This window comes from Klebsiella sp. MS 92-3 (genome assembly GCF_000195655.1).
GTDB lineage: Bacteria > Pseudomonadota > Gammaproteobacteria > Enterobacterales > Enterobacteriaceae > Klebsiella > Klebsiella pneumoniae.
This window is the reverse complement of the sequence record NZ_GL882855.1, coordinates 59,303-61,137: the sequence shown is the minus strand read 5'-3', so window position 1 is coordinate 61,137 and position 1,835 is coordinate 59,303. Positions and strand designations below refer to the sequence as shown.

General features: G+C 63.7%; 1 protein-coding gene and 1 pseudogene. One reads left to right on the top strand and one right to left on the bottom strand.

All coding sequences use genetic code 11. From position 1 onward, the window contains the following. A pseudogene (locus tag HMPREF9538_RS04280) lies at positions 1 to 330 on the bottom strand (M20/M25/M40 family metallo-hydrolase); the annotation flags it as partial. Positions 331 to 625: 295 nt separating this feature from the next. On the opposite strand from HMPREF9538_RS04280, the gene HMPREF9538_RS04285 reads away from it, so the two are divergent. Further along, positions 626 to 1,825 (top strand): MFS transporter, encoded by a 1,200-nt coding sequence (locus HMPREF9538_RS04285; RefSeq protein WP_004148650.1) that lies wholly within the window; start codon positions 626 to 628, stop codon positions 1,823 to 1,825. Positions 1,826 to 1,835 lie beyond the last annotated feature (10 nt).

Genomic DNA, 1,835 nt, shown 5'->3' with positions numbered 1-1,835 from the left:
GGCGCCCGCCAGCAGCATCGCGGTATGGCCATCGTGGCCGCAGGCGTGCATCACCCCGGCGCGGCGTGAACGGTAGCTGACGCTCCCCAGCTCGGTGATCGGCAGGGCGTCCATATCGGCGCGCAGGCCGATAACCGGCCCGGGGCCGTTCTCCAGCGTCGCCACGACGCCGGTGCCGGCCAGCCCGCGATGCACCTGCAGCCCAAACGAGGCCAGCAGCTCCGCAACGCGGCGCGAGGTCTCCTGCTCCTGATATCCGAGCTCAGGCGCGGCGTGAAATTCACGTCGCCAGCCAACGGCTTCGGCGATCAGTGACGGCGATACGGCCATGTATTACTCCTTTCCTGCATAGCGTAATGCTGAATAATCGGTCATGCGTCGCGTTTTTCCCCGTCGCTCACCGGCGTCGGGGCGCTGCCGCTCCCTCCGTTATATCCTGTCGTTACCACGCTGACAACGTCACGAAATGCGGCGGCGGCGCGGCGTACAGCCCACCTGCTGCCCTGCGGCCCTTTTTTGGTAGTGATTTCAACGGTGACAACGGCCAGTCGATTAATTATTATGCAACTCAGGACGGCAATTTGCCGAAGGATCCACTACTGACCTCTCCGTCATCGGAAATAAAATGTTTAACCCAGACCAGAATCGTCTTGCCCCCACGCTGGCGATGATCATGGCCGCGTCGCTTGTGGGATTTATCACCGGCTATACGGTGCCGTTAATCAGTCTTGAGCTGGCGCAGCAGCAGATCGCGCCGCTGTACGTCGGCCTGCTGGCCGCCCTGCCGCCCGCCGGCATGATGATCTCCTCTTTCCTCTCTCCTGCGCTGTGCCGGCGCGTTGAAATGGGCGTGCTGCTGAGCGGCAGTCTGATCCTGCTGGCGCTGGCGACCATCGCCTCATGCATGACTACCGATATGACGCTGCTTTTGCTGCCGCGCCTGCTGACCGGCCTGGCCTCCGGGGTCATTATCGTACTCGGCGAAAGCTGGATCACCGGCGGCGCGGCGGGCAGCCAGCGCGCTACCCTCACCGGTCTCTACGCCTCGGCCTTTACCGGCTGCCAGCTGGCCGGGCCGCTGCTAATCTCCGTCGGCCCAGCCTGGCAGACATCAGCGCTGATAGCGATTGTCGCGGTCACCGCCGTCTGCCTGCTGATGCTGCGCCATCTGCCCACCGGCACTCGTGAAAGCCTCGGGGAGCGCGCCAGCTGGCGCAGCCTCGGCGCCTTTCTGCCGGTACTGGCCTCCGGGGTCTTCTGCTTCGCCTTCTTTGACGCCAGCATCCTCGCCCTGCTGCCGCTGTACGGCATGGACAAAGGGCTGAATGAAGGGCTGGCGGTGCTGCTGGTCACCGTGGTGCTGACCGGAGATGCGATGTTCCAGACCCCGCTCGGCTGGCTGGCCGACCGGGTCGGGATTCGCCGCGTGCATCTGAGCTGCGCGGTGGTTTTCAGCCTGTCGCTGCTGGCCCTGCCGCTGATGCTCGGCTCGCGCATTCAGCTGATGGCCATTTGTCTGCTGCTGGGCGCCGCGGCGGGTGCGCTTTATACCCTGTCGCTGGTGCGGGCGGGGAAAACCTTCAATGGGCAGAAGCTGATTATGATTAACGCACTGTTCGGCTTTTTCTGGTCCGCCGGCAGCGTTGCCGGGCCGGTAGTCAGCGGCATGCTGATCGGCATCACTGGTTACGATGGCCTGATCGTCACCCTGGTGGCCAGCGGCGTACTGTTCCTGTTGATTCAGTGTCTGTGCAAAAACGAGAAAACCCTGCTTGCCAGTGAGCAGGAAGATGACATGGACGAGGCGACGGAGTCCGCACGGTAGTCCTCACCGG

Bases quoted from the DNA above. Each gene is read 5' to 3' on its own strand.
- HMPREF9538_RS04285 (WP_004148650.1), top strand. From the start codon at position 626: ATGTTTAACCCAGACCAGAATCGTCTTGCCCCCACGCTGGCGATGATC.